Annotated in this window: 19 protein-coding genes; 6 read left to right on the top strand and 13 right to left on the bottom strand. The window is 46.3% G+C overall.

Annotation, left to right across the window (positions count from 1 at the left end; all coding sequences use genetic code 11):
- Positions 1-79: 79 nt before the first annotated feature.
- A complete protein-coding gene (locus ESB13_RS16445) occupies positions 80-1183 on the top strand; it encodes a glycoside hydrolase family 43 protein (RefSeq protein ID WP_129004719.1) in 1104 nt (367 codons plus the stop codon).
- Positions 1184-1349: 166 nt separating this feature from the next.
- Here ESB13_RS16445 and ESB13_RS16440 read toward each other — a convergent pair whose 3' ends face one another.
- Positions 1350-1892 (bottom strand): hypothetical protein, encoded by a 543-nt coding sequence (locus ESB13_RS16440; RefSeq protein WP_129004718.1) that lies wholly within the window; start codon positions 1890-1892, stop codon positions 1350-1352.
- 129 nt (positions 1893-2021) lie between these two features.
- Here ESB13_RS16440 and ESB13_RS16435 point away from each other — a divergent pair, with 129 nt between their 5' ends.
- Positions 2022-2222: a hypothetical protein gene (locus ESB13_RS16435; protein WP_129004717.1), complete on the top strand. Its 201-nt coding sequence runs from the start codon at positions 2022-2024 to the stop codon at positions 2220-2222.
- Between the two features lie 86 nt (positions 2223-2308).
- Here ESB13_RS16435 and ESB13_RS16430 read toward each other — a convergent pair whose 3' ends face one another.
- Complete coding sequence (locus tag ESB13_RS16430) at positions 2309-3184, bottom strand: helix-turn-helix transcriptional regulator (RefSeq protein WP_129004716.1); 876 nt, start codon at positions 3182-3184, stop codon at positions 2309-2311.
- A 156-nt stretch (positions 3185-3340) separates the two neighbouring features.
- Here ESB13_RS16430 and ESB13_RS16425 point away from each other — a divergent pair, with 156 nt between their 5' ends.
- A complete protein-coding gene (locus ESB13_RS16425; RefSeq protein ID WP_129004715.1) occupies positions 3341-3889 on the top strand; it encodes a Crp/Fnr family transcriptional regulator in 549 nt (182 codons plus the stop codon).
- Between the two features lie 82 nt (positions 3890-3971).
- Here the strand turns inward: ESB13_RS16425 and ESB13_RS16420 are convergent, their stop codons facing one another.
- The 10 genes from ESB13_RS16420 to ESB13_RS16375 all read right to left on the bottom strand — a co-directional run bounded on the left by ESB13_RS16420 (position 3972) and on the right by ESB13_RS16375 (position 22737).
- A complete protein-coding gene (locus ESB13_RS16420) occupies positions 3972-4328 on the bottom strand; it encodes a hypothetical protein (protein WP_129004714.1) in 357 nt (118 codons plus the stop codon).
- A gap of 141 nt (positions 4329-4469) precedes the next feature.
- On the bottom strand, positions 4470-4976 hold the full coding sequence (locus ESB13_RS16415; RefSeq protein WP_129004713.1) for a CHRD domain-containing protein: 507 nt from the start codon (positions 4974-4976) through the stop codon (positions 4470-4472).
- Positions 4977-4986: 10 nt separating this feature from the next.
- Entirely contained in the window at positions 4987-6765 is a 1779-nt protein-coding gene (locus ESB13_RS16410; protein ID WP_129004712.1) for a RagB/SusD family nutrient uptake outer membrane protein, read from the bottom strand.
- Between the two features lie 16 nt (positions 6766-6781).
- Complete coding sequence (locus ESB13_RS16405) at positions 6782-9859, bottom strand: SusC/RagA family TonB-linked outer membrane protein (protein WP_129004711.1); 3078 nt, start codon at positions 9857-9859, stop codon at positions 6782-6784.
- A gap of 28 nt (positions 9860-9887) precedes the next feature.
- Complete coding sequence (locus ESB13_RS16400; protein ID WP_129004710.1) at positions 9888-11612, bottom strand: RagB/SusD family nutrient uptake outer membrane protein; 1725 nt, start codon at positions 11610-11612, stop codon at positions 9888-9890.
- Between the two features lie 18 nt (positions 11613-11630).
- The gene (locus ESB13_RS16395) at positions 11631-14504 is read right to left on the bottom strand and encodes a SusC/RagA family TonB-linked outer membrane protein (RefSeq protein WP_129004709.1); all 2874 of its coding nucleotides are present in this window, start codon (positions 14502-14504) and stop codon (positions 11631-11633) included.
- 44 nt (positions 14505-14548) lie between these two features.
- Positions 14549-15994: a glycosyl hydrolase family 28 protein gene (locus ESB13_RS16390; protein WP_220399690.1), complete on the bottom strand. Its 1446-nt coding sequence runs from the start codon at positions 15992-15994 to the stop codon at positions 14549-14551.
- Between the two features lie 558 nt (positions 15995-16552).
- Positions 16553-20827, bottom strand: coding sequence for a hybrid sensor histidine kinase/response regulator transcription factor (locus tag ESB13_RS16385; protein ID WP_164974243.1), 4275 nt, complete (start codon positions 20825-20827; stop codon positions 16553-16555).
- Between the two features lie 453 nt (positions 20828-21280).
- Entirely contained in the window at positions 21281-21598 is a 318-nt protein-coding gene (gene trxA / locus ESB13_RS16380; protein ID WP_129004706.1) for a thioredoxin, read from the bottom strand.
- 239 nt (positions 21599-21837) lie between these two features.
- On the bottom strand, positions 21838-22737 hold the full coding sequence (locus ESB13_RS16375) for a helix-turn-helix domain-containing protein (protein WP_246022586.1): 900 nt from the start codon (positions 22735-22737) through the stop codon (positions 21838-21840).
- Between the two features lie 83 nt (positions 22738-22820).
- Between ESB13_RS16375 and ESB13_RS16370 the strand changes: the two genes are divergently transcribed.
- On the top strand, positions 22821-23075 hold the full coding sequence (locus ESB13_RS16370; protein WP_129004705.1) for a hypothetical protein: 255 nt from the start codon (positions 22821-22823) through the stop codon (positions 23073-23075).
- A gap of 81 nt (positions 23076-23156) precedes the next feature.
- On the opposite strand, the gene ESB13_RS16365 is transcribed toward ESB13_RS16370, so the two are convergent.
- Positions 23157-23354: a hypothetical protein gene (locus tag ESB13_RS16365; protein WP_129004704.1), complete on the bottom strand. Its 198-nt coding sequence runs from the start codon at positions 23352-23354 to the stop codon at positions 23157-23159.
- Positions 23355-23617: 263 nt separating this feature from the next.
- Between ESB13_RS16365 and ESB13_RS16360 the strand changes: the two genes are divergently transcribed.
- Entirely contained in the window at positions 23618-24853 is a 1236-nt protein-coding gene (locus tag ESB13_RS16360; protein ID WP_129004703.1) for a DUF4407 domain-containing protein, read from the top strand.
- Positions 24846-26195 carry a hypothetical protein gene (locus ESB13_RS16355; RefSeq protein WP_129004702.1) on the top strand — a complete coding sequence of 450 codons (1350 nt, stop codon included), beginning with the start codon at positions 24846-24848 and terminating at the stop codon, positions 26193-26195. Before ESB13_RS16360 ends, ESB13_RS16355 begins: the two co-directional genes overlap by 8 nt.
- The last annotated feature ends 88 nt before the right edge of the window (positions 26196-26283 follow it).

Raw genomic sequence — 26283 nt, 5'->3', positions numbered from 1 at the left:
TTTAATAGATGATTTTGCCCCCCTCATAAAAGGGTATAATGGCGTTTCTTTAACCCTGTCAAAATGTAAATAAAACAACATGATAAAGGGTTTATTAACGATCTGCCTTGCCCTGTGCAGCTTACTGCTCCAGGCTCAGAAACTTGGTTCTTTTTCGCCGGGTGAAATATGGCCCGATAACAACGGCGTTCACATCAATGCCCATGGCGGCGGTATTCTCTTGCACGACGGTAAATATTATTGGTTTGGCGAACACAAAGTTGCCGGCAATGAAGGCAATGTGGCTAAAGTGGGCGTACACTGTTATTCTTCCACAGACCTGTATAACTGGAAAGATGAAGGTATTGCATTAAAGGTGTCTGACGATCCAAAAAGCGATATTGCCAGGGGATGTATCCTGGAACGCCCTAAAGTTGTTTACAATGCCAAAACAAAAAAGTTTGTGATGTGGTTTCACCTGGAACTGCTGGGTAAAGGGTATGCCGCCGCGCGTTCAGGGGTAGCCGTCGCCGATAATATCAATGGACCTTACACCTTCCTGAAAAGCTACAGACCTAATGCACTAAAACAACCTTACTATCCTTCCGGAACGCCGGATGCAGAAAAACAGCTCAATTGCAATAATCCCGCAAATAAGTTCGACGGCTTTTTCTGCCGCGATCTGCCCGGCGGCCAAATGGCCAGGGACATGACTGTGTTTGTCGATGATAATGGCAAAGCATACCATGTATTTGCTTCTGAGGAAAACTTCACCCTCGATGTGGCAGAACTGGATGATAGCTATACCGGTCATACAGGAAAATTCTCCCGCGTGTACGTAGGCTTTCAAACCGAAGCTCCTGCATTGTTCAAGAGAAATGGACGTTACTATATGATCGGCTCGGGCTGCACCGGTTGGGCTCCTAATGCCGCCCGCTGGTTTACTGCTGATAGCATATTTGGTCCCTGGAAATATCACGGTAATCCTTGTATGGGAGAAAATGCGCATATCACATTCGGAGGTCAAAGCACACATGTACTGCCTGTTCCCGGGAAAAAAGATGCTTTCATTTTTATGGCCGACAAATGGAAACCTTCTAACGCCATCGACGGCCGCTACCTCTGGTTACCCATTCGCTTTAAAAACGATAACCTGGAAATCTCCTGGCTAAACTCCTGGAGCATCGATGAAGAATGGAAATAGCGATAAATAAACTAATAGTACAGCGCATAGGCAACGGAATAGTTACAGTAAGAAGAGCCTGATGGTAAATGCCAGCATGGATAAATAGAATAATAGTTAAAAAGAAGCGGCTGTACTCAGGTACAGCCGCCGTTATTTGATTACTTAGGGTAATACTTCGATTGTATTAACCCTTTACTACTGCTTCCAGAACCTTATAATAAGCAGAATACAATACCAGTAACTCCGAAGCATCGATAATACCTCTTTGTATGTTCAACTCAAGTTGCAGCTGCTCTTTGTCGCCTTCCGTAATGCCGAGTGAGTAGCCCGATAAGTCCTGGAATGCCTCGCGAACTTCGCTGTCAGCAAACAGTTTTTTTACTTTTGTGTCGTCGTTGGTTTTAACAATAACATTTTTGTCGAATTCAGGATACCCTATAGTAACATCCTGTATGCCAAATAACTTGCCTATTTCATACACAAAATCCTGTGGGTGAATGGCAAAACGAAACGTAGTATCGGGAATAGCAGCGGTAATGGAGGTAACCTCGTAGCCGCCTTCAAAGCCTCCGCCAAGATCAATATCTATATCAAGTGCAATACGGGTACCAGCGTGGTTAATGAGCACATGGTAATGACTAACATCTTCCAGTGTTTCAAAGTCGCTGTTGATCTGGTCCCATACTTCTTCGGTAGTACTGCCGGTGATCATTCTTTCCTGGGTCATATTATGGTTTTTTTAAGTGTAAAATACGTATTTCAACAACCAGGCCACCATTTAACAATTCCAATGACCCCAAACCTGGTTATGGCATGGCCATTGCAATATATCCATGTATAACCAAAAAATATAATTATGAAGAACATTTTAATCGCCGCAGGCATAGTAAGTACGGCAGCAGTAGGCGCCATCTTGTATATGCGCAATCGTAACAAAACCGCTCAGCTCGCACACGATGCGGCAGACGCAGCAGGTGATGCACATGAGGGAATCAGAAAGTACTTCCGCAAGGCTAACCGGGAAGCAAAAAGAGAAATGAACCACGCAATGTCTTAATTGGCTTTATCGGTAAAATAATAGATTTCAGGGGCGGCCAGATAATAATGGCTGCCCCTTTTTTATTGTAAACAGGCTCCCGTTGTTTAAACGGTCACCGGTATATACAACTCACATTCACTTTCACCCGTTAAGGCAATAAAAAATTGGTTTTCTCTTAATTTGAAATTACCGCTCAAACAGTTCTGTTTTACAAATTCATAACAAACCGGTGACGCACTCCGGCAGGAATGCTGTAGCGGCAGCCGCAGGTATTTACCACCACATAGTGGACGAGACAGAAAACTGCCGGAGTTGTTGAGCAGGGTATTCAAAAAGTCATCATAACGGGGAACTACAACACCAAAATAGGTATTTAACATAAGATAGGGAGTCGCTGGTACCGAATCCAGGGTTCCTGTTACCATACGCAAAAATTGACTACCGCCTTGTATGGCCCAGGGCTGCAATCGCGCGTGCCAGCTGCCGAACGATTTCATAAATGCAGGTTCATCGGCTGACAGCCGGGGAGGTATAAAATAATAAAGCATTAGGTCGGGTAGCCGTATCCACTCTGCTGCCGATAGATCTACCGGTTCCACGCTGGCCGCTTCTGAAAGAGAATGCACTACCGACATGGTCTGGTGTTCGTGAGGAAGAAACGAGGCAGACTGGAAGGCACGTGTAGTACAATTGAAATGACCATAAAAAGCCTTGGAAAACGATGATCTCGTAGCATAACCACACCGTTCGCCAATTTCTCCGGCGTTATAACCACTAAACCGTACCAGGCTGGCAGCCTGCTCCAGCCGGTGACGCTTCACATATTGCCAGAATGATTCTTGCCTGTGCTGCGCAAATACATGCAGGAAACGGGAATAAGATAAACAGGAATGATCTGCCACCTGCCGGGCAGTAAAATCTTCACCCATATGACGCTGTACATAACTGACAGCACCGTTGACTTGTTCTTCCGGGCTCATAACTGATATCTGGATGCAATGACGGTAAAGTTAGCCAAAATGGACAATTTTTAAAACATCGTACACCCCATCTTCGCCGGTTTCTTCCTTATACAAAAAAATAAAGAAATACGCTGAATGATCGGTCATGATTTAAAAAATACAATTCAAAAAGCAATGTCGGTATATGCACAGGTGTCCGGGCTAACACTTGACCAATTATCATGTGTAACCACATTGGTTAAATGCAACGAAGAAGAGCTGCTTGAACGCGAGCGCGATATGATCCAGTCGGAATTTATCGTTGTGGAAGGCGTCGTCAGGGGTTTTGTCCTTAATGAAAGGGGGGATGATCTGACGCTGAGTTTCTATCAGAATGGCAATGCTATTTCCCCGGCTATTATGCGTGGGGTGAAAGGGCGCTCTATGTATAACCTGCAGGTTGTCTCCCGCTACGCCACTATTCTGGTATTTAACTGCCTGAAAATGGAAAGGATCATGTCATACAATACAGACCTTCAACAGTTTGGCAATGCTGTGATCATGTTCGATAGCCTGCGGCGCGTTGAAAAAGAAGTGTTGCTGTTAAAAGAGCCCGCGAAAACCAAACTCGCCTGGTTCAGGAAAACCTATCCCGGCCTTGAAAACCAGATACCACATTATTTTATAGCTTCTTTCCTGGGCATAACGCCCACTTCGCTGAGCAGGGTACGTAGTAAACTATAGCACCTTAAGCAGGCGTCCGGGAATAAAAAAACAGGTAGCGATAATAACCGCTACCTGTTCTGGAATATCTGTTTCCGGTTAACTACTCGGTAACCGATGCTATCGCTTTTTCTTCAGGAGCTGACTTAACTGCTTTTGCCTTTTTCACCTTCGTAGCAGCTTTTGCTGCTTTTTTAGGGCTTTTGACAGTCTTCTCAGCAGGCGCTTTCTTCTTCTTTACCGGCGCTTCTTCAGCTACTGATTCCGCTGGATCGGCAGGTAATAAAGCAAAATCCTCTCCCAGCACTTTCGCTGCTTTTTTTACCCGCGCCAGGAATAGTTTGTCTCCTAAAACCATTTTCAATTCCGGCAGGGCGGCTTCAATTTTCGCTGCTATTATCTTTCGGGCTTCCTTTTTACTGGGCTTTAAAGGCTTCGTTGCATTTTTCTTGGTCGTCATATCGTGTAAGTCTGATTATTGGTTGTAATTGGTAACTTAAAGTTAATATGAAAAGCTTGCACGGTATGTTAAGTTTTATATGCTGTACCCTTCATCCCCAAAATTTAACGAACGGGCTTCCGAAAAAGCCTCGAACTGGGTTTACTGCTTCTGTACAGAAAGCTGCCCTCTTATAATACCTGTTCCATATCTTTTGGTATTGACCGTGAAATAATAAGTACCCGCCAGGAAGTCATTTATTTCATTTCCTTTCAGGCCATTGTTGCCCGAAAGCCCCAGGTTGATACTTCCCGCCTTATTGGGATTTACAAATGGCAATGTCCGCACAAGCTGACCATTGGCACCGGCATTGGCGGGTCCGTAAAAGCTGATGGAGGTAATCGTATCCTTCCGGCTGTCTTTCCACAAATCATTCCAGCTAAGTGTATACGTGAATATATTGGCATCCTCGTCATACAGTCCTGTTAAGCTGCCGGTAGAACTAGTGTCTATAGCAGGTACCAGTTGTTTGGCGCTTGCGGCTGCAGTTATGGTATAGCGGCTGCCGGTAATGGTAGTAAGCGTTCCTCCCTTGGTACAGGCTGTTTCCATGCCGACTGCGGCTAATAGGATGCTGGCTGTTAAAAAAATAGTGAGCTTCTTTTTCATGACTTCGTTTTTAATAACCAGGATTTTGTTTCAAGGAAGGCGATTTTACAATCTCGCTTTGTGGTATAGGCCAGAAATACATGGCATCGGTAAATACATGTTTTCTTACTACTATCGTTCGGTAAGAGAAACTGCCGTTGGCAGCCCTGGTAATTTCCATACCATGTGTTTCCGCATTCTCCGTTTGCGGAGCTGTTTTCCAGCGGCGTACATCCCAATACCGGTGTTCTTCAAATGCCAGCTCAACACGGCGTTCATGACGGATGGCTTCCCGCATTTCTTCTTTGGTCATACTAGCCTTGAGACCATAGAGACTGTTCGAACCAGCCTGTATACCAGCCCTGCTGCGTATCAGCTTCAGCCAGTCGTACACTTCCGAAGTGGCGCCATAATACTCATTTACAGCCTCTGCTGCATTCAATAACAGCTCGGCATACCGCATCAGTACCCAGGGACGGTATAATTCGCTGCCGCCGCCTACACCAAAGTTGTTGCACATCTTGTATCGGAAGTAACCCGTCTTGGTCCCGGTAGAAGTATAAATGCCGTCTGAATTGGCGCTTGTGGCAGCGGCATTACCTGTTGGCACCACACCTGTATAAACATTCACCGGCTGATCGCCCAGGGAACCCATATTGCGTAAAGCCCCGTTGTAATGAACGGTATAGGTTAAACGGGGATCACGGTTCTTATACATATTATCACCAATGCCCGGGTAACCCGAGGCGGGATCTGTGATCCGCAACCCGTTCACCATGTCAAACTCATCAACCAATTCCTGTGTAGGAAAATACCTGGCTCCTGCATAGCCTGTATTGGTGCCCCGGGATTGCGGATTCGCACTTATCTCGATATAAAAGTTGTTGGCAGTAGTAACCGGCTGCCAGTAAACCAGCAGGTGTTCCGGCTGTGGTGTATTCTGAAGAAATAAAGTATAAAAAGGTGTGGCGGATGAAGTGTACAAACCATGTACGCCCAAACCTATTACTGCCCTGGCCGCATCTGCAGCCTTCTTCCATCTTTCGTTATCCGCAGTGGCATATGATAAAAGATGGTCGGGATCGTTGGCATTGGCGCCACTGTTGAATAAAGGACTGGCTGCATACAACAATAGTCTTGCCTTTGTGGCCAGCGCCGTTCCCCTGGTAAACCTTAACTGGTTGATGTCATTAACAGGGTAGAAGTCCGGCAGTAAAGCGGCGGCAGCATCCAGCTCTGCAACGATGTAGTTGACACATTCTTCGTAAGAGCTCCGCGCAATATCTATCTTTTCATTATCACTGAAGATTTTGTCGCCTATTAATGGAATGCCTCCGTAGTGTTTTAACAGCATGAAAGTGTACCAGGCGCGCATGAACCTTACCTGTCCTGTCCAGTAATCCTTGGTAGCTTTGGTTACAGGAATACTGTCTTTGTTTTTAAGAAAAATATTCGAAGCTCTTATCATCTGGTAGGCTGTTGTCCATACGGCTTTATCGGCATTGCTGGGGTTCACGCCGCCATTTGTTATCCGGTAAGTGTATAACGTTGGATCGCTGATAGGCTCCGATTCATCGCAGGCGGCATCCATTCCCGTATTGCCGAAACGGCGTGCATTGAACGATAATCCTATATTGGCGTAAATGTTATTCACCGCTCCAAGTGATTTGGTGCTGTCGGCAAATACAGCTTTCTCGTCTACGGCAGATAATAACTTCTGATCCAGGAAATCCTTTTTACAGGCTCCGGCAAAGAGGACCACTGCAACCGGCAACAGCCCCCGTATAGATAAAGATATCTTGTTGCTCATTTGTTTTCGTTTGTTGTTAGAAGCCTAGTTGTACGCCCAGGTTGAAATTCGCCGTATTGGGATAGGCACCGCCCGTTCCATTCGCGATCTCTGCATCCTGTTGGAATTTGCCCATGTTCTGGATGTTAAGCAGGTTATACCCGGTAAGGTAAACCCGTGCATTTTGTATCGCCCTGGACCTTTGTAACCATGACGAAGGGATCTGGTAGGCTACTTCCAAAGATTTAAGACGTACATAACTCGCATCCACAAACCAGAAATCGGAAATGGTCTGGTAAGAAATATTATTGATGTTGGTATTAAGGCCTATCCTCGGATAAGTGGCAGTGGCTGCCGTTGCCGGTGTCCAGCGCTCCAGGTTCCAGGGGCGCAGGTTGCCGTTAAATGCATCGCCTGCACCTTCTGCAGTTACCTGTACAGCATAACCCAGCGCACTTTGCAGTAACGCACGTACCGTAAATCCTTTATAGCCTACCGTAAACTCTGCACCCAGGTTGGTGGTAGGCATATTGGGTTTCGACAGGTAAGTCTTATCGGCATCGGTGATAATGCCATCCCCGTTCATATCGGCATACTTGAGATCGCCAGGTTGTATCACACTCCATAAAGGAGCCGCTACGCCTTTCAGCACTTTGCCGTTTTCATCGAAATCTCCCGGCTGGTAAAAACCTAAACTGCGATAGCCCAATGTCATATTTAAAGCCCTTCCGGTTTGGGCCTGGTAAGGATAATCCGGCGCCTCACTTACATAGAGGACCTTATTGGTGGCATAGGAGGCATTGAAGCTAACCGAGTAATTCACCTTCCCCGCGTTGCTTCTGTAAGTAATGATCCCGTCAAAGCCTTTGTTCTGCGTTTTGCCGATATTTCTTTTCGGAACCGTTTGTCCTATCAGCAGGGGAACATCTCCCTGGTCAATCAACTGGTCGTAACGATAATTGTAAAAGTAGCTGCCTGTCATCGTCAGCCTGCCATCCAGCATCGTGATTTCAAGTCCGAGGTCCGTTTTTCTTTCTTTCTCCCAGGTTACATCCGGGTTCACCAGCGCACCTTCTACAGTGGTATTACCGTAATAATTAGAGCCTGTGGTAGCATACTGTATCACGGAAGTAACGGCCTGTGGATAGCTGGCATCGGAACCTACTAAACCATAAGATCCCCTGATCTTGAACAGGTCGAAGATGGGGAATGTTTTACGGAAGAAAGGTTCTTCGGAAAGGTTATATCCCCATGAAATGGCAGGGAAGATGCCGAAGCGTTTGTTCTCCTGGAACAGGTCATTGCCATTGCGGGCTACGGTAACGCCCACCAGGTACTTGCGTTTATAATCATAGTCCAGCCTTACGGTGGTGCCACGGTAGTTGACTGGAATAGCGCCTCCGTTAACATAGTTACGCTGGTTCAGCAACAACAGGCCGGTAAAATGATGTCCCTGGAAGGTTCTGTCATAGTTGAGAGAAGCCTGTACAATGGTAGTGGAATTGAAGGCACCGCTCGATACACTTACCCCATAGGTAGGCGTACGGTACTCACCCGAATTACGGATGGAATAACTGTCATTGGCAGGATTATAACGATAAGAGGGTAACCCTGATCTGGTAAGATTGCGGTTTTCATTGTTGTTGCCGGCATAAGAAATATTCACCTTGGCCGATAAGCCGGACGTAATGAAATCCAGTTTTTGCTCGGCGCCCGTCACAATGTTATAGTTGTTGTTGAAGTTCCTTTTGTAACCGCCATTGGCTAACCGGTAAATGGGATTGATCGCGCCCACGGTGGTAACAGCGCCTGCATGTGTAGCATAACTATAGCTACCGTTAGGATTGATCAGCGGCATGGCATAAGGCGCCAGGTACCTGAACGCACTGAGTTCATAAAATAAACCGGCGCTTTCCTGTACACCGCCCGGGTTATTGACTGTTTCAAAACGCCCGTTGATGTCAAACCTGATCTTTAAGGTTTTGGTTGGCGTAATGTCCAGGTTGGAGCGGTAATTATAACGCCTGTAGAAATAATTGGTGTTCACGTAATCGCCTACCGGCTTAAACTCTTTCAATATGCCGTTTTGCGTATAATAACCTACAGAGGCAAAGTATTTCACCAATGAGTTGCCACCACTTACATCAACATTCATGCGGCCTTGCGTCGATGATTTGTTCAGCATTTCATCTACCCAGTTCACATTGGGGTGGCCATAAGGATCTGAGCCATCTTTGAACTTTTGCAGGTCGTCGGCAGTAAAAGGTAACACAGGTACCTGCGATTGTCCATAGGCGTCGTTGATGGTAGCCTCGTTGCGCAGCAGTGCGGTAGTATATGCATCCAGGAAGGTAGGACGGCGTATTACCTTGTTGATGCCTGCCTCAGCCGTAAAATTGATACGTGGTTTGCCGATACGGCCTCTTGTAGTGGTAATTACCAGTACCCCATTGGCACCCTTTAATCCGTAGATAGAAGTAGTGGCGGCATCCTTTAAAATAGACAAGCTTTCTATTTCACTGGCATTCAGTTGCGATAATTGGGTATAGTCGTATTCAATATCATCTACAATGATCAGCGGACGGCTATCGCCATTCAGGGAGTTGGCGCCCCTGATAAAGAAATCGGCGGCATCAGCGCCGGGTTGACCGCTGCGTTGCTGGGAAAAGAAACCCGGCAAACGGCCTGCCAGCGTATTTTGTATGTTGGCCGTGGGTACCGATTTAATATCTGCACCCTTAATGGTACTTACGGCGCCTGTGCTGGTAATACGCTTCTGGCGGCCAAAGCCTACTACGATTACGTCTTCAAGCCCTTTGGTATCTTCTGCCAGGCGTATCAGCGCTACGCCGCTGGTAAAGCGCAATGTTTGTGATAAATATCCTACGTTGGTTACCGTAATCTCGTTATTGTTGCCACGGAAGCGAAGCGTAAACCTGCCGCTGGTATCGGTCATGGTGGCATTACCTTCATTACCGGTTTCTACTATCGTAGCTCCGGCAATAGGACGCTCTTTCTCGTCTAACACCCGGCCCCGTAACGAACGGTCCTGCGCTTGTAATAAACCTGCTCCCCCTAAAGAGAACAATAGTAATATGAAGAATTGCAGTTTCATTTCAGCATTTTTAAGAATGAATAGTTTTTTAATAGCCTGGGTTCTGGCCAAGGTTGGTATTTACCTGCGTTTCCTTTAAGGCTACAGGAAATAAATACATAGCATCCGTGAAATAAGGAGTCACCACATCTTTGCGGGTATAGCTGAAGCTGCCGTTGGTATTTTTTACAACAGTAACGCCATGCAGCATAGTGCCATATACCTGTTTGGCTATCTTCCACCGGCGGATATCCCAGAAGCGTTGCTCTTCAAATGCCAGCTCAACACGACGTTCATTGCGGATCAGTTCCCGCATCTGTACCGCGTTCATACCTGCTGATAAAGTATAGGGAGATAATCCCGCTCTTTGCCTGATACGTTCTACGGCATTGTATACCGTGGCATCCGGACCGGAGTATTCATTCTGTGCCTCTGCGTACATCAGCAGTATATCGGCATACCTGATGATGCACCAGGCAGGTGTAAACCCGTTATCGCGGAACAACGTGTTGGTATAATTGGTGCTGCTGCTGTCGTTGGCGCAGAACTTCTTGGCATAGTAGCCCGTTTGTGTTTGGTTGGGGGCTGTAACGGCATTGTTGGGTTTATCCCTTCCGCCTTCGAATGTCTCTACAGGCCGCTGTAACCACTTCGCACCATTATAGAAAATGGTCTGATCTAAACGCGGATCTCTTTTGATATAAGGGTTGGCAGCATCATAACCGGATGTGGGATCGGTGATGGCTTTGCCATTAGCCATAGGGAAAGCATCTACTAGTTCCTGCGTAGGACTAACCCTGCCTTCACTTTTAGTATTGCCCGGTGTGTAACCTACTGGCGACATATAATACGCATAGGTGTTGGATACACGGGAGTCGCTTGTGCGGAAGAATATATGCTCCCTGTTGGCCCGGTTCAATACCAGGTTGTAACGGTTGGCTTCAAGGTCATAGAGGCCAAGGTCCATAACAGCTTTAGCGGCGTCTGCTGCTGCTTTCCAGCGGTCGGCGCTGTAGCTGGCGTAGCCGGTATAAGCCTTCTCGGGCGTGCTGCTGGGGTTGAATAGGGGGCTGGCAGCCTGTAATAATAACTTTGCCTTTAACGATAACACGATGCTTTTGCGCATACGGCCATAGTCTGGATCAGTGGTCCTGTTGGCAAGTGTGGCGTCGGCACGCAGGCTGTCCTTTACGATATCGAGTTCCGAAACAACATAGTTGACACACTCTTCAAAGCTGTTACGTTGCAGGCGTAACAACTCCGGGTCATTGGGATTGAAAACCTTGTTGCCGATAAGCGGAATACCGCCATATCTTTTAATCAGCTCATAATAAAAATAAGCCCGCAGCGCTCTTGCTTCATTGGCAAACCATACCCTTCTCGACGAATCTGCCCAGGGAACGCGTTGGTAATTGTTGAGGAATAGGTTCGCTGATCTGATAGCTGCATAACAGTTGCTCCAGTTGTCATCGAAGGTGGAGGAAGCGCTATACCCGCCGCGGATCACATTCCACGAACCATTGCCATTGGCGCTGGGTACTGCATCATCCGAAACGCATTCGAGCGGAACACTGTTTAAGCGGGAGTATCCCGTAGGTATACGTGCATAAATATTGGTAACCCATTTGCTGGCCTGGTCGGCGCTGGGATCTTTGGCATCCCAGATATAATCATCGGTGATAAGTTCCAGTGGTTTATCTTCAAAAGCCTTTTTGCAGGAGGCAGTTGCTACCACCAGTAACAGTAATAGCATCGGCTTGTAATATTGTCTCATACGGCAATGCGTTTGTAGTTAAAATTTAATGTTGACACCGAAGTTGAAGACCTTCATGATGGGATAGGCCGATCCCCATGCTTCAGGATCCATGTCTTTACGAACTTTATGTATCTCCGCATAAGTGAGCAGGTTAAGACCGTTGGAGAACACGCGTACATTGGGAATGCCTATCTTCTTTGTAAGCCGCTCCGGTAACGTGTAACCGATCTCTACATTCTTCAGTCGCACAAAATCATTATCCCTGATCCAGAAAGAAGAAGTTTGTGTATTGTTGGTGTTGCTACCGAGCCATACCCGGGGCTGTGTGGCAGTTGCGGCGGTGGCTGCTGTAAAACGGTCAAGCCTGTATTCATATGCATTGTAAGCGCCGCTGTTGCCAAAGCCATTCATGAAATCGCCATTGGTGCCATTCGTGCCGTTGGTGCCACCGATATACGATTGACGGTTCATAGTGCCCTGTATCAGTGCGCTGAAATCAAAGCCTGCAATACTGAATCCTAAAGTGGTACCGTAGTAAATTGTTGGTTTGCCACTGCCAATAGGAGCCTGGTCATTCACATCTATAATACCGTCATTATTCTTGTCTAAATAACGGATGTCGCCCGGACGTAACGATGATTTTGGTGCAGCAGGTAATACCGCTGTGCCGGGATCATTGATCTCATCATAGCTTTTATATAAGCCAATAGCAGTATAGCCATATTGGAGGTCTACCTGTTTACCGGTTGTGATCTGGTAATCGTAAGCCTTGGGTAGTTCTGCATTATAAACCACTTTCGATTGAACCCAGGAGAAGTTGGCGGTAACGAAATAAGAGAATCCTTTGATCTTATCCTGCCAGGTAGCCGATAAATCGGTACCCCAATAGTTGAATTTTTGATAGTTCTGTACAGGATATCCTGAACCTAGTACTGCTGTTGTCATTACCGGCGTAGCTACCAGGTCGGAATATTTATTGTAGAAATACTCGGCGGTGAAGCTGAGTTTGTTTTTCCATAAACCCAGGTCCATTCCTATGTTCAGCTTGCGGGCTTTTTCAGGAGCCAGGTCGGGATTGGCGATCGCATTTTCACCGGTACTACGTTCCAGTGAAGACCCGGGACCGTACCAGTATGCCACACCATTGTTGGTATTGGTAAGATTGTTATAATAAGTCTGGATATAAGCATAATAACCTGCATTGGCCTGGCCTGTGATGCCATAGTTGGCGCGCAGTTTTAGATTGCTGATAATGGAGGCATGATGCTTTATGAAGTTTTCATTGTGAATATTCCAGCCAATACCTGCAGCCCAGTAGGTTGCCCATCGTTTGGCGGGGGTAAGGCGGTTATAGCCGCCATAACTGGCTGCTGCTTCCGCTATGTATTTGTCGTTATAACTGTAGTTCAGTCTGCCGGAATAGGCCGTATAGTTTTCAGGAAGATTGGTTGTATTGAATACCAGCCTGCTTTGCTGGTTGGCTACCGCCAGCGCCGTGATGGCATGTTTCCCGAACGATCTGTCGTAACCGATACTACCTTCAATATACACGATACGCGAACGTTCATTGGGGGTGCCGGTACTTGTTTGCTCTGTAGTATTGCCAAACTTGGTATAGGTGTTATTGATGAACTGGTACACCTCGAAATCCTTCAGGCGTGCCGTATTATAATAGGCGGTGTTGTTATTCGAGGCTTTTACTTTAAGGTAAAGGCCTTTTGTAACTACATCCAGCTTTTGCGTTACATCGAGGTCTACGGCAATATCTCTTACATCCTGGAATTGGTAACCTCTCGATACGGATTGGCCATAAATATTGACGTTACCGCCATAGGTACTGGTGCCGCCATAACTGCCATTAGGATTATAAACCGGGTAGGCATTCTGGGGTGTATTTACCAATGCCGTCATGATGGTCGAAACACTGGCGCCAGGCTGGTTATAACGCTGAAACCTGCCAAAGAGATTCAACTGCACAAAGGTGCTGGCAGTAACATCCAGCCCAACATTGGAGCGCAGGATATAACGGTCCAGCTGTGAATTGGTATTATAAGAATTGTTGCTGCTGGTTTTAAATAATCCCTTTTCTTTCACATTGTCCAGGTCTACAAAATACCGGAAGCCTTTTCCGCTGCCTTGTATATTGAAGTTGTAACGGGTGATGCCTGCGTTTTTGTTGAGTACAGTTCTATACCAGTCTACATCAGGATAACCATAGATATCTGTATGGTTGCGGTAGGCGTTGATCTGCTCCTGTGAATACACTGGTATTATAACGGCAGTTCCTGCATCGTTCTGCTGCGCTTCGTTATATAGGGTGGCGTACTGCCAGGCCGATAATGGTTTGGGTAAAGTGCCCGGCGTTTCAAATCCTGACTGTACCGTGAACGACAGCCTGGGTTTGCCCATGTCGCCTTTGCGTGTTTTTATATCGAGAATACCATAGGATGAGCGCTGCCCGAACATCACGGTAGAAAGGGCGTCCTTTAATACTGATATAGACTCGATCTGCTCCGGGTCGAGCGATAGATAACCACGCTCTACGCCGTCGACAAGAATGATCTGCGCCCTGGCGCCACGGATACTGAAAGTCATTCCGTTACCGTCAAGACCCGGGCCGCCGCTGGTGAACCCGATGTTAAGGCCTGCCAGCCGCCCTGGCAATGCCTGCAGGAACTGCGGGTGAGGCGTAGTGGCTAATTGAGGAGTGTAAACAGTAGAAACAGCATGCAGCGACCGGCTGGCGCGTTGCCGCGCAAACAATGCTTCTACATATTCTCCTTGTACAATGACAGTACTATCGCTATCAGCAGTTTTGTTGCCTGCTGTTTGCGATAAAGCAGCAACTGCCGGCAATAAGAGCAGCGCAAGTAGTGCCGGCCTTCGTTTTGGCATGAACACTTTTTTCATACAGCTTTTTTTAAATGAGAATCTTGGATGAAATGGGTTTAGGGCTATTTTTTGAATTGAATATTTTCTGCAAAAGCACCTATACGCATATTGGCATCGGCAGCTTTCAATACCAGCTTGCCATTGATGACAAGATTTTCGAACGTAATACCATCTATCTTGTGGTCTTTGTCTAACCCGGCAATGATAGGGTAGGTGGTATTACTTCCGTTATAACTTACGTTCTTGAAATGAATATTCCTGACCGCGCGCCCCGGGCCGGTGTTATACTTGCTGTTATATACCACCCGGATATTAAACAACTGTCCTTCTTCAAAATCATCTACCCGTATATCTTCAAAACGGATATTCTGGATCAGGTTTAAATCGCCGCAGCTAATGGCCATGCAGCCTTCATAATTCGGATCATCCTCATCCTGTTCAAGAATATCGATATTCCGGAAGTGGATGTTTTCAATCGTATCTCCTGCATAATTGGTATTGCCATGCAGCCCTATATTGATCGGGTGGGCTACATCGGCCCAGAGCGTGGCATTGGTGATGCTATAGTTGCGTGCACTACCATAAAAATTCCAGCGATGCCCGTAAATGGCAATGCAGTCGTCCGAATTACGCATGAATATATCGTCGATCACGACATCGGAGCAGCTCATAAGGTCAATGCCGTCACTCCATCCCTGGCAACTGAACGACTTGATATCTTTTATGGTTACATGCCGCGAGGCGCCGCCGCTAATGGTGTAGTGTTTGGGATTGATGAAAGTAACACCATTCACCTCTACCTGATCCGAATGGTGAATGGCCACTCCTTCCTGGGCCTGGTCTATAATCCCGCGACCAATAATGCGTACGTTTTTAACGCCCTCACATAAAAACTGTCCTCTCACAATGGCGCTGCCATGGATATACACTGTTTTGCCGGATTTGATCCTGAAGATCTTTTTAACGGTGTCGGCCGGGTAGTGAACGCCGGGGCCGAAATAAACCACATTGCTGTCGGCTGCGGATGGCCGCTCCTTTTCCAAAGCGCTGGCAAACAAATGCAGGTTGTGCAGTTTGTCGTGGTTGAACTCTATCGATAATTTCCTGGGATCCTGCAGGGTGAAATAAATAACATTGCCGTCTATGCGGGGTTTGATATCATGAATAGCAGGCCTTACCCTTACAGATTGAATGCCTCCGTTATTCTTCCGCACCATTACCTCTACCGGTCCAGCCATATCGAAATGTACCATGGAGGCTTCCTGCACTTTGTCGAGATCAACCCTGACCTTGTATTCAAACAGGTCTTGCCAGTCGCCACCGGCTTCACGTACACGCACCGTGTAGTCGTCATTATGCATATTATAGACAACAGCAGCAGGTGCCGGGTAAGTAACTAACCGCTGCGCCTGGGAAATAAGGCAAAGGCAAAGAAGCAGTACTAACAGTAATACCTCGCGACGCGAATAAGACGATGGTGAGGCGCCGGATACGTTGGCTGTCGGCAAAATAGTCGCGTATTCCCATGCCCCGGTTAATGGTACGCTTACACACCTGTGATTGCTGGCTAGTGGAACAATTTGCTTGTGTGCCCTGGTTAAAGGATAGGAGATGTGTCGTTGATTGCCAGTTAATGGTACGCTTATACACCTGTGATTGCTGGTTAGTGGAGCAATTTGCTTGTGCACTCCGGTTAAAGGATAGGAGATGCGCCGTTGATTGCCCGTTAATGGTACGCTTATACACCTGTGATTGCTGGCTAGTGGAGCAGTTTGCTGGTACGCCCCGGTTAAAGTAGCGGTTATGCACTTGTTCGCAGATACTAACGAAAGGGTTAATCTGACAGACTTTAAAAACGAAGCGGTCGGCTGCAATGGGGCAGCAGAAAGCTGCAGCGGCTTGCCGCAGCATGGTTTCAAGTAAAGCATAGCAATCCTTAGTTGGGTTGTTGTAGTTCATGGCGTTTCCTGCGCCAGTAACCCAAAAGTAGAGCGGCTGCCTGCGATAGGGGGTGGTATTATGATCCTAAAACAGGGGTGTTTTTGCTCATTTACAATAGGGGGATCTTAATCCGGCTTGATAATGTTCTTATTGACCTGCAGCTTGTTATGAAAGGGTTTGCGAAACCGCTTGATGTATTCCGACGGCCGCATTCCAAACAGCCGGGAGAAATGTTCCCGGAAATATTTGATATCGTTAAAGCCGGTCAGTGAAGCGATTTCGGTGATATTGTTCTCCGTGTCGATCATCATTTGAGCGGCTTTTCTTAACCGGATGAAACGGATAAAGCTTACAATGGACTGTCCTGATACCGAGTTCACTTTCCGGTAAAGGCTCGACCTGCTCATGCCCATTTTGGTGCAGAGGGTCTTGATGGAGAAGGTTTCGTCATCGAGATATTCCTCCACTATCTCAATACATTTCTGTAGAAACTCGCGGTATTCTACTGAAACCTTGCTGTCGTTTTTCTGAAGTGTGATCTCGTTATAGAAGAATTGCTGCAGGGAGTTATGCTTTTTCAGCAGGTTGATGGCCCTGGCCTTCAGCAGTTCCTTTTCAAAAGGTTTGGTAATATAATCGTCGGCGCCTGCCTCCAGCCCCTGTAAACGGATTTCCGATGCCGTAGTAGCCGTAAGCAGGATAACAGGAATATGCGTCAGCGACGGATTTTCCTTTACCCGCCGGCATAGTTCAACCCCGCCCAAGGCTTCCATGGTAATATCGCTGATGATAAGGTTGGGAAGATATTGTTCGGCCAGTTGAAGCCCTTCTTCACCGTTGATGGCCTGTAATACGTTGAAGTCTTTGCTGAAAACCTGCGATACATAACGACGCAGGTCTTCATCATCGTCAACAACCAGTAAAGTGGGTATTTCCGTAACCAGCGTCACCAGTTCTTTGCCTTTATCAGCTTCTTCGGGCATTTCTTCAAACGCAGCCCCGCTTTCAGCCGGATGGTTTTCCTGCGGTGTAGTAATGTCGGCAGACTGTGCATATAAATCTGTTCCATCTTCAGGAGAGCTTCTCTTTGATGTTGCTTCACCTCCACTCGACGCATTGCCTTTTGAGTCAGGACTGCTTCCGGTGAGGCTGGCCTTTGATCCGGCTCCGTAGATTTCCTGTCCCCCAAGATGGGCGGTTCCTTTCAGGAAATGTATATGAAAGCGCGTGCCCTTACCCGGTTCACTTTCATAACTTATCTGGCCTTTATGCAGCTGCACAAAATGTTTCACTAAATACAAACCAATGCCGAACCCGCTCTTGGACGAGCTGGAATGCTCCGGCACCTGGTAGAAACGATGAAATAGCTTCTCTCCCGTTTTAGCAGGTATGCCCGGCCCATTATCCGTTATTGTGATCTCTGCTGCTGTTGCCGATGAGGTAAGTTGTAACACGATCTGGCCGCCGGCAGGCGTAAACTTGATGGCATTGGATAACAGGTTATATAAAATGATCTCCAGTTTTTCCCGGTCTGCCCACAACAAAAGTTCTTCTTCCGGGCAGTGAATCTGGTAGTCGATCTTTTTGATACGTGCCTGTTGCACAAAGCTGAAGAACACTTCACGGCAGAGCTCTACTGCATTTAGCTGCACGGGACGCAGGTTGTCGGCGCCAGACTCCGCTTTGCGGAATAACAGTAATTGATCTACCAGGCTTAACAGCCGGCGTGCATTACGGTACACCATGTTCAGCTCATTCTTTTGAGAAACATCTTCTTCGGCCTTCAGCATTTCCTTCACCGGATCTATGATCAGCGTGAGCGGTGTCCGGAATTCGTGCGATATATTGGTGAAGAAAGCAAGCCGTTTTTCATTCACCTCTTTTTCTTTCTGTGTTTTAAGTTCTGCCTGCTGTGCCTGCAGTTGTGCTACTTTGATCTCATATTGTAATCTGTTCTGGCGTATGCGGTAACCCATGAGCAGGTAAAGTCCGCCCAGCGCGCAGCCTGCATATAACAGGTAAGCCCACCAGCTTCGGTACCAGGGTGGTAATACTACTACGCGAATCGCCAGCTCCTGCAGATTCCATTCTCCTTCGCCATTGGTACTCTTTACCCGGAAAGTATAAGTGCCTTCATCCAGGTGCGTATATAAAGCCGAGCGCAGGTTGCCGGTATAGTTCCAGCTTCGGTCCCATCCATCCATATAGTAAGCATAGGAGATCTTTCCGGGAGCGCTGTATTCCAGTGCTGTAAAGCGGAAACCCAGCACCGCCTCGCTATACGGAACGGTAATGGCATTGATAGTACCTGCTGTCGTATTCTTGACCGCGCCGGAATCTTTTGTGACAGGGGTATTGTTGATGGTAAGGTCAGTAAGTCGTAATGGGGGCATCAGGTGTTCGCCCCGGATCCCGGCAGGACGAAAGATATTCATACCCTTGATGCCACCAAAAGCTAGCTCACCCGAACGTAAGGCCAGCGCACTGTTATAATGAAACTGGTTGCTTTGTAGTCCATCTGTCTGGTAATAGTTTTGGATACTATGTTGGCTTATATCGATCCGGGCAAGACCATGAACCGTGCTTACCCATAAACGGCCATTCCCTTCTTCCAGTAGGGTCAGTACTACATCGCTGCAAAGCCCTTCATTCACGGTATAGCGCGTAGTTACTTGCTGTCGTTTCCTGTCGAACAGCTGTAGACCGCCGCCTTCTGTACCCAGCCATAAGTTGCCTTTACTGTCTTCATAAATCCCCCTTACGGCATGACCGATGGGATAGAAAACATGTTTCTTATTTACCCGGTCTATTTTTACAAGCTGGTTGAGGTTGCCGCCCCACATGTCTCCGTTGCGATCTTCATAAAGCGTGAACAGGTCGGAGAGTTTGTTGTCGAATAATTCAAAACTGTTTAGCGCATCATTGAATAAATACAGAGCGCCATAACTGCTGTTCTGTCTTAAGGTAGAAACCCAGACGCGATTATTGCGATCGGCAAGCAGGCCATACGTTACCTTGTCTTCTGTATGCGTGATACTGTTGATGAGTTTATACCTTTCTATTTTGCCTGTAGCAGCATGGTAACAGCTAACACCCTGCCGGAAAGTAGTGATCCAGGTATGTTGACGACTATCGGCTTTGATGCCGGTAATGGCATTGTCGGACAGGGTTGCGGCATCGCCGGGAACACTCTTTAAAGCAATACGTTTATTCGTTACCCGGTCCCATATGGAAATACCTTCCCCATCGGTGCCCATGAACAACTTGCCGTCCGGCGCTTCATACAAGGCAGAGATGACACTGGTGAAATCCTGGCCATTGGTTTCAGCAGTTACAGTATGGAAACGGCTTTTATGAACATCGATGATACCAACGCCATCCCTTGCGGTGCCTATCCATTTGCGGGAGTGTCCGTCTATATAAATAGCATGAAAGCCGGCGGCTTTAATGGGCCAGGGGCTTATGTTGGCATCTGTACAGGTAGCGTTTGCATCTTTGGTATTCCATGCCAGCAACCTTCCTGCAGTAGTGCCTATCCAGCACATGCCCGCTTCATCGATGGAAAAACAAACGATGCCGCCGGCCGACGGTTGCTGCATGCGGTAATCAGTGGCCGGTACCAGTTGATTGTTCTGTGGAGTGTAATAGTAAAGCGCTGTGTTACTGGCAATCATCAACATATTGCCCTTAACCTCCAGGCAACCGGCATCGGGTAAAGCTGTGTTGATCAATACCAGCTTCCGGCTTTGACGATCGTAACGCGCAAGCCCATATTTAGGGATCAGCGCCCATACATTACCCGAAAGATCACATCTCACCGCTTTAACGCTGTATTGCAACACACTGGTATTATTGGCGATCAATGGAATAGGCTGTGCTAGCAATGTGGCATTCGGGCAAACCAGCAACCCGTTTCCTTCAGTGGCAATGAAAAGATTGCTTTGCTTGTCGGATCGCAGATCCTTTATCACACAATTCAATGCCTGCTGGTTGCCATTACCAGCCAGGCGTACCGTCTGAAATCTTTCGAATAGGGGTGATAGCCGGCTAAGCCCCTGCCGCGTGCCTATCCATAAATGATGAAGGCTGTCTTCGGTAATAGCCAGGATAATATTATGAACCAGCGAGCCGGTATCGTTTTGTTTGTTACGGAACACTTTGAAATCATAGCCATCATAACGGTTCAGCCCGTCGAACGTGCCCATCCACATGAAGCCATTATGGTCCTGGAAGATACTTCGCACCGTATTGTTCGATAAACCCTGTTCATTACCAAGTAAAGAAAAAGGCGGATTGGATTGTGCTTTTACGGTAGTGTAAAACAGAACAAAGACCAGGTAAAAACAGCTAAAAAGCAATAGCGGTTTATGGCGGCTCAGGCAGTACGGTTTGGCAATCATATGGAACATGGCAGTAGGCAAATCGTGTAATTGGTAATAGCAATTTATGCGATTCCGGGGAATTGGGGTTGTGGAAATAATGTGCCGGCGCTTTGCCGGCGTGGTAAAGGTGCCGGGAGGGACAGGTTTGCATATACTCATAGTATACTCATCGTATACATATAAAGCGTTCTTTTTCGTAGATGGATAGTAATGTAGAGAAAACTATTAAGGTAGGAAAGGCGCCTGTTTTCAATAATAAATAGACAGGCTGTGGAAGATCAATAATACAACCTGTAAGCAAGGGAAAACAATGACTTTAGTCAATAGGAGAAAACGGGTACCGATTAGTGAAACAGGCTATGCATATTGCTCCCGCAGGTGCCGGAACAAAAAGAGGCCGTATCAAAAGAATGATACGGCCTCAGTCATATGTCGTTCTGTCGCAAAACAGAGAACCTGCTCGTACGGCTATTAAATATGTGCCTGGATTTTCTTCACCAGTACAGATTTAGGAACGGCGCCTACTTGTTTGTCTACTACCTGGCCATTCTTAATGAAAAGGATAGCAGGGATAGAAGTGATGCCATATTCAGCGCTAACGTCGGGGTTATTATCCACGTCTAGTTTACCTACTTTGATCTGGCCGGCATATTCAGTAGCCAGTTCGTCTACAACAGGACCCAAAGCGCGGCAAGGACCACACCATTCAGCCCAGAAATCAACAACTGTAAGTTGGGCATTGTCCAGTACTTCCTCTTTAAAATTCGCATCAGTGAATGCTAGTGCCATAATCTATTGTTTAAATGGTTCAATTCAATTTGTTAGTACAAATTTAACCCAACCTGCCCGGACGGACAATGCACGTTTTTCTTTTTTCATGGTACATTTTCCCCCAAAGCGCCTTAAAATGTTACAAAAAAGGGGGTAAAAATGCCGCCAGGGCCGCCTTGGAGCCGTTTAAGAGCCCCTTAAAGCTGCTCCAGGTGCCTGAAACGCCATCCGGTACTGTATTTTAACTCATCCCGCCACTATTCCGAATGCTGGTACGACTTGCGGAATTGCTGCGGTGCCAGTCCCACCTGGTGTGTAAAGAGCCGGATAAAATAAGAAGGATCCTCATACCCGAGTTTATATCCTATTTCCTTGACACTCAATTCAGTATGCGCCAAAAGCCGTTTCGCCTCCAGGATGATCCGGTTTTTGATGATATCATTGGGAGTCGTATGGGCGTATTTCGCGAGTCGTTTATGCAGCGCTTTGGGAGTGAGGTGCAGCAGCGCGGCATAGTCGGCAACACTATGTTTGGAAGTATAATTCCACTCGACCAGCTGGCTGAACTGGCGGGAGAACTCCAGCTCTTCGTTGGAATTTTCTTCGGCCTGGTGCGTCTGTTTCCAGATGCGTGTAGCCTTGATAATGATCTGTTTAAGAAGAATGCGGACCATTTCCTCCAGCGTACTTTCCTCGCCTGCCAGCTCCGATTTTATCTCGTTCAGAATGCGTTGAATATCCAGCGACTGTGCCGCATCGAGGTGAACGACGGGAATATCGTAGGCATTGTGAAAGAGGATGCCGTCGCAGGCCACTTCCTTATCATGGATTTCCACGCAGTAGAAGTCGCGGTTATAGTAGAGCAGGGTGCCTGCGGTAGTATCGCTTTTGATCTGGTACCATTGGTTGCTGCTAAGGAAGAAAAGGCTATCCTGTTCAAGTTCATATTCGGTAAAATCGACCTGCATTTTGCCGCCGGCCTTAATAAAGAAAACCTTCACATAATCCTGGTAGGCCGAAAGCTCATAAGAATTACCCGCATCATCCAGGTCTACCACGCCAATCTTTTTAAAAGCAAACTGCTTGAACTGTTCCATACTTGTGGTGTTGGTTTCTGAGAACAAATGTATCTCAAATGCCGCGGTTGTTAGTTGCATATATTTTCCAGCTACGGTTTCCCGTAAAAAATCCCGTTTTGTCCTATCTATTTTTGGATAGTTCTTAATTAAAAACCACAGATATGCCACATCCTGTATTAAATGAAGATTGGTCCGATTACGATGATCGGAAAAATAAAGGCGGACAAGACCGCTCTAAAGTTGCTTGTACTGAAAGCTGGGAAAGAGATTACATTGTGAGGAAGCTTAAAAAGCATTATCCTAAGAAATCAGAATCCGAGATCCTGCAGGCAGTAGAATCTTGCTGCAAGTCAATCAGTGCGCCGCGTCCAAGAGATAAGTTCATGGATTGTGTAGATAGCAAACTTAAAGGCTAAGCCTGGTGAGAGGAAACCGATAATGAAAGTCTTACTATGTTTAAGCTGCTTGCAACCTTTACTAAACAATGGAAAATACTTTCACGGGTATTTCTTCTTCTTTTTAAACGGAAGAAGGCTATTCAGGTGGCTTTCTTCCGGTATTCTTACCGCTATCTTTTTCAGCAGAGCTACCTGGTTGTCGAAACCCATTGTAAGAATGTTCTGTGGTGTAAGATTCGTGGATATGGCGTTTTTATAGAAGAGAATATTGTTCTGAATATAAGCAACCTGTCTCACCGCCGTTTAGAACTGGTAGTGCAGGGATTATTTTCCAGGCGTGTGTTTTACCTGGAAATTAATCCGATTTGTATGCTACAGACTGAATCATTTAAAACCAGAATCACCGGCTGGGAGCAACCAGCTTTCCTTATGACAAAAATAAATGTATCGTTGCCCGAAATAGCTGTGGTGAAAAGGCCACAGACTTGTAGCCGGGTAATAAATGTAAATGTGTCACCTATGGCCTTCTCCCCTTCATTATTTAACCAAGCCGATTATATATGACAAAAGATTACAGCAACGTAAAAAGAGCTGGTTTCGTTGTTCGCTTCTTATGGAGGGCCGCTGGTGGCGACCGTGATTTGCTGGAACGTGCCACCTATAGCGATAGGGTGAAGTATGTTTGTTTGGGAGGTATTGTTTTTGCCACAGGTGCTATGGCAGGCTTGGCGGGTGGATATGCCTTCTATACCATTTTTGAACCCCGGAGTTCTGCTATTGACGATGCCATCAGTTTTCCTACGGTACTTGCTTCTTTGTTTTTTGGTATTGTTTGGGGACTCATGATCTTTAATATCGACCGCTTTATTGTTACAAGTACAGGCAAAGGAGATGGCACGGAAGCTATTACCTGGGAAGAAATAAAAGGTGCGCTACCAAGGATCATTATGGGAGCCATTATCGCACTTACGATTTCCAAGCCTGTTGAAATAAGGATGTTTAAAACAGAGATAGATATCAAACTCCGAGAGAAACAATTGGAACAACAAACAGCCTACCAGGCAAAAGTTGATTCGGTATATAAGGACAGGGAGCTGAAGCTGGAACAAGACTTTGGCCAGGTAAGCGAAGAACGGAAAAGCCTGATGCAAAGGATAAGAGATTATGAAGATCAATACAAGGCCGAAACTGCACAAGGCCAGGGGGGAAGAGGACAAGGAGAAGGTCCTGTTGCCAGAGCGCTGAAAAGAGAGCAGGAAAAATTGGAAGTTCAGTTACAGCAGTTCGATCAGATACACAGCGCCGAAGTAGCTGACCTAAACAGGCGTAAAGTAGAACTAAGAGCTGCAAAAGAGAAAGAACGCAATAACAATGAGAAGATCGCGAATGGTCTGGATGGATTACTGGAACGTATTAAATTGGCTCACGAAATAGCCGGGGTAACAATTACCCTTTTTATTACCTTACTATTTATGGCTATTGAGCTGACGCCAGTGTTCTTTAAGCTAATGCTTACCAAAACGCCTTATGATTACCTCGTGGAAAACAGAGATGAGTTAATCAAGGCCCAAAACGGAATAGAAGTAAGATATGATTATTATAAAGATAAGCAGGGGCTGGAAAGGCATCTGATCATTAACCATGAAGCAGATCGTATCATCCAGGAAAAGATAGTTGTTACCGACATTCAGAAAGAGCTGACAGCCTATGCTGTACAACAGTATAAGCAAAGGGAAATGCAAAAGATCAATGAAAACCTGGATACTTATATCCAAAGTATAAAGGCAGATGCATAACCTGAAATCTATTTATTTTTTCCTTGCCGGAGAAGACCGGGCGTTTATCCGGCGATGCGACAAATATGCGCAGGGCATTTTCTGTTATATACGATTTTATGTATTGCTCATTTTTTCCGGTTGCTGGGTAAGTGCCACTGCTTTTACGTATTCACTTTTCCAGGGAAATAAGTGGATGTGTTTTCCTATAGGCGCTGTATGGGCGCTTCTGGTTACGAATATGTACCTGCTGTTATTGCATACGGTGTCACCTGCGCTGCTTCCTGTAAAGAAAAAGAGACTTTTAGATAAGGCTAGATCTTACATCGATGTAGCAATGTTCTTCAGGCTTGTCTTCATGTCTTTGCTGGCGGTTATTATTGCCCAACCGATAAATGTGCTTTTGCTTTCTCCTTATGCGCAGGAGAGTCTTGATAAGTATAAAACGGAATATAGGGCAAGAATGATGCTTGCAGCGGATAGCGCTTTAATTGCGGGGGAGTGCCGGTGCGGTAATGAATTGGTACAGTCCGAAACTCAGATTGTGACAACCGATAACAGGGAAGCTGTTGCAAAAAGATATGCCTGGTTGCATCATAAAATATCCGAAGACTCTATGTATATGGCAGATGTTAAGTTGTTGCTGGATAGTCTTACGAGTTGGCATGGACGCTTTTCTGATCGTTGGAAACACATTTCAGATAGCACGAGACTGGTATTGGATGCCAAATTACGGGAGGAGCAGGAGAGTGATTCCTTATTCCTGATTCAGCTGCATGAGTTACTGGCTTCATCCGATGGGGGGCATCCCTATTTACTGCATAATATAGTTGTGCTTCAAAAATTGATAGCCGGGAAGATTAAGAATGATAACCGGCTACAGCGGTTGATCGACAAAAGTAATTTTTACATGAAGACCAACCAGATCATTCTTGGAGAGAATCCATGTTCCTGGCTGATAACGATACTGGTATTAGCCCTATTTCTTCTCCCGATTTATTTGAAATATTCTATCCGGAAAAAAAGTCTTTTTTACCAGGAGAAAGAAAAAATAGATCGCCAGTTGGTTTCGGAAAGCTATCAGCAATTCAAAGAGCAATACCGGTTAGCATTTATTGCTTCTATTGAAAGATATAATACACAGAGCTGGAAAAGATTGATGCCATGGCTGGAGAAATTGAAACTTGTTCACCCCGAAGCCTTCGTGAAAAAGAAGCAGCATCTACAAGAGCTGTTTAAGGCTGATGTCGAAAAATATGAATATTGGGCAGATCATCCTTATCGCACCATTCGAAAATATGATGCTATCAAACTAGCCGGAGAAGCCGATTTATTAACCCTTATTTATCCCGAAGAAGAGTGAGTCTTGTCCTGACTATTATAGTCTTATTGCTGCTGGCCCTGCTGCTCTGGCTTTTTAGAAAGCAAAGGACAGCTGTTGCCGTGTGTAC

This window comes from Filimonas effusa, from assembly GCF_004118675.1.
GTDB classification, from domain to species: Bacteria; Bacteroidota; Bacteroidia; order Chitinophagales; family Chitinophagaceae; genus Filimonas; species Filimonas effusa.
The sequence above is the reverse complement of the archived record's forward strand: the minus strand, read 5'-3'. Positions and strand labels throughout refer to the sequence as shown.